This is a genomic window from uncultured Nevskia sp. (assembly GCF_903885465.1).
GTDB lineage: Bacteria > Pseudomonadota > Gammaproteobacteria > Nevskiales > Nevskiaceae > Nevskia.
In genome coordinates, this window is sequence record NZ_CAISIQ010000099.1 from 1 (window position 1) to 2,913 (window position 2,913).

Sequence of the window (2,913 nt, forward strand, 5' to 3'; positions counted from 1 at the left end):
AGCCTGCTGGCCAGCTGGAACGCTCGCAGCGAGCGTTCCAGCTGGCGGGCCCACCAGGTCCGCAAGGCGATGATCTCGCGGCTCAACGCCGGCATGTCGACCAATCTGCTGCTGCTTCGGGTGCTGGTGCCGCTGTGTCCGCTGCTCGGCCTGCTGGGCACCGTCACCGGCATGCTCGCGGTCTTCGACGTGATGGCGGCCCGCGGTTCGGCCGACGCTCGCTCGATGGCCAACGGTGTGTCGGAGGCGATGATCTGCACACTCACCGGCCTGGCCGTGAGCATCACCGGTCTCTACCCGAGCTTCTACTTCCGCCGCCGTGTCGCCATGGAAACAGAGCGACTGTCGGATCAGTTCTCGTTCTGATTATTACCTGATCGTCACCGGGGAATCACGTCATGCGTCAGCGTAAACGCGCCACCGTCCACATGGAGGAGAGCACCGGTATCGATCTGGCACCGATGCTCGACTTCGTCCTCAATCTGCTGATCTTTTTCATCATCACGGCGGTGTTCCTGAAGGAGGTCGGCATCAATGTCAGCCGGCCGAACTCCTCATCGTCGGCGGAGAAGAGCGAGTCCAGCAGCATCGTCATCCTGATCGCCGCCAACGGTGAGATCACCGTCGATCGCAAGATCGTCGACCAGCGCTCGGTGCGCGCCAAGATCGAAAGCCTGCACGCCCAGAAGCCGGATGACCCGGTGGTGGTCGCCGCTGATCCGGGTGCCGCCACCGGCATCCTCGTCGATGTCATCGATCAGGTTCGGCAGGGCGGGGTGATGGCGGTGTCGATTGCACCGACCAAGAGTTAAGCACTTCCAAGACATGCAGTATCCAGGAGTCACAGCGCCATGATGTCCAGACGCCACGCCGAAGAGTCCGAAGATACCGGCATCGACCTAGCGCCGATGCTCGACTTCGTGCTCAACCTGCTGATCTTTTTCATCATCACCACGTCGTTCGTGAAGGAGTCCGGCATTCAGGTGTCGCGTCCCCAGGCGCTCACCGCCGAACACAAGGACAGTGGCAACATCCTGATCGCGATCCGTCCGAATGGAGACATCTGGATGGACAAGCGCCGGGTCAATGTCGGCGATATCCGCAATGCCATCGAACGACTCCACATCGAGCGTCCGGATGACACCGTGGTGATCATCGCCGACAAGGATTCACAGACCGGCGTGCTGACCAAGGTCATGGACCAGGTGAAGCTCGGCGGTGTCGGCGATGTCTCCATTGCAGCAGCACCACCGGCCTGACGGAGAATTCCATGTCGCCCGCAACCACGATCACGACTGACTTCGAAGCCATTCTGCCGAAGGCCAGTTTCGGCACCCGCTGGACGACGGCCCTGTGCATGTCGATCTGCACCTCGCTGCTGTTCTTCTGGCTGATGTACGCGGTGATCCACGTCAGTGGTCACGGCATCAACAAGGTCGAGAACCTGCCGACCATCGATTTCGTGCGCCTCAAGCGGGATAGCGCGCCCGAGCAGATGGAACGGCGCAAGCCGCCACCGCCGCCGCCGGCGAACCAGCCGGCACCGCCGTCGAAGATGAAGATCGACGTCGATACGGCAGCACCGTCGACCGGTATCGGCATCCCGACCAACCTCGGCCTGGCGTCCAATATGTCGGCCGGCACCGGTACCGGCGGCGGTCTTGCAGCATCGATGGATAGCGATCTGGTGCCCTTGCAGCGCATCCCGCCGACCTTCCCGGCCGATGCACGCCGGGCCGGTGTCAGCGGCTTCGTGACCATCGATGTCACCGTCAACCCGGATGGCAGCGTCCGCAAGGCCCGAGTCATCGAGGCCAAGCCGAAGGGCTTGTTCGAAGCGGCAGCGGTCACGGCGATCCAGAAGTGGCGCTTCAAGCCGAAGACGGTTGACGGCAAGGCTGTCGAGTTCCACGGCGTGCAGACCGTCAAGTTCGACCTCAACGCGGCGGAGTAATGACCATGAAGAACGCTAGCCCTACAGAAGTTTCCGGTCGCCGCTCGTTGAAGCCGGCGTTCAGTCGTCTTGTCGTGCTGGCCGCCTTCGGGCTGGCCAGCATCGGCACGGCGCTGGCCCAGGTTCCGGCACCACAGCAGCGGCCGCCGGCGCGGCAGACGCCGGCTCAGATCGCTGCCGCGAAGGAAGCGGAGATGATCGCCGCCGGTGTCCGGGCCGAATGTCTGCCGTCCAAGCAGAAGGCCACGCCGAACCTCAGCGACGACGTCATCGACGACATGCGGGAAGCATCGGTGATGCTCGGCGAGAAGAAGACCGACCTGGCGATCGAGAAGCTGAAGAAGCTTCTCAACAAGGGCGAGGACTATGACAAAGCGATGGTCAACTACAACCTTGGCATCGCCTATTCGGACAAGAATGATCTGGCCAGTTCGGCCAATGCCTTCGCCAAGGCGCTGTCCTACGACGCGCTGTCGATGCAGAACAGCGAGCAGATGCGTCTGAACCTCGGCCAGTTGTACGTGGCCAGCGGCCAGTTCGATCTCGGCATCGACGCGCTGAGGGACTACATGGCCAAGTCCTGCGGTGTTGTCTCACCGGACGCCCACGTGTTCCTGGCCAGTGCGTTGGCTGAACGCAAGCGCTTTCCGGAAGCGCTGGCCGAAGTCGATATCGCGCTGGGCAAGTCGAAGGTGCCGAAGGAATCGTGGATCCAGTTCAAGCTCGGACTGCTCTACGAGGCGAAGGACTACAAGGCTTCCGCCGAGACGCTGCTGGAGCTGATCGCGCTGAACGCCGGCAAGGCCGACTACTGGAAGCAACTGGCTGGCGTGCTGCTGCAGATGGAGGACAGCACTCAGGCAGCGGCCGTGCTGGCGCTCGCTGAACGGCAGGGCATGCTGGCTTCGGCTGAAGACATCCGCAATCTGTACAACACCTACATGATCATCGGCGAGCCG

At 62.5% G+C, this 2,913-nt stretch carries 5 protein-coding genes; all 5 read left to right on the forward strand.

What is annotated here, in order from left to right; all coding sequences use genetic code 11:
* A partial coding sequence (locus tag QZY06_RS03770) for a MotA/TolQ/ExbB proton channel family protein (protein WP_295680390.1) occupies positions 1–366 on the forward strand: 366 nt, incomplete at its 5' end.
* Positions 367–398: 32 nt separating this feature from the next.
* A complete protein-coding gene (locus tag QZY06_RS03775) occupies positions 399–812 on the forward strand; it encodes a biopolymer transporter ExbD (RefSeq protein ID WP_295680392.1) in 414 nt (137 codons plus the stop codon).
* Positions 813–851: 39 nt separating this feature from the next.
* The gene (locus QZY06_RS03780) at positions 852–1,259 is read left to right on the forward strand and encodes a biopolymer transporter ExbD (RefSeq protein WP_295680393.1); all 408 of its coding nucleotides are present in this window, start codon (positions 852–854) and stop codon (positions 1,257–1,259) included.
* Between the two features lie 11 nt (positions 1,260–1,270).
* A complete protein-coding gene (locus QZY06_RS03785) occupies positions 1,271–1,954 on the forward strand; it encodes an energy transducer TonB (protein ID WP_295680395.1) in 684 nt (227 codons plus the stop codon).
* A 5-nt stretch (positions 1,955–1,959) separates the two neighbouring features.
* A partial coding sequence (locus QZY06_RS03790; protein ID WP_295680398.1) for a tetratricopeptide repeat protein occupies positions 1,960–2,913 on the forward strand: 954 nt, incomplete at its 3' end.

What these genes read in the sequence shown, in the direction of transcription:
- QZY06_RS03775 (WP_295680392.1), top strand. Translation starts at nt 399, where the DNA reads ATGCGTCAGCGTAAACGCGCCACCGTCCACATGGAGGAGAGCACCGGT.
- QZY06_RS03780 (WP_295680393.1), top strand. Translation starts at nt 852, where the DNA reads ATGATGTCCAGACGCCACGCCGAAGAGTCCGAAGATACCGGCATCGAC.
- QZY06_RS03785 (WP_295680395.1), top strand. Translation starts at nt 1,271, where the DNA reads ATGTCGCCCGCAACCACGATCACGACTGACTTCGAAGCCATTCTGCCG.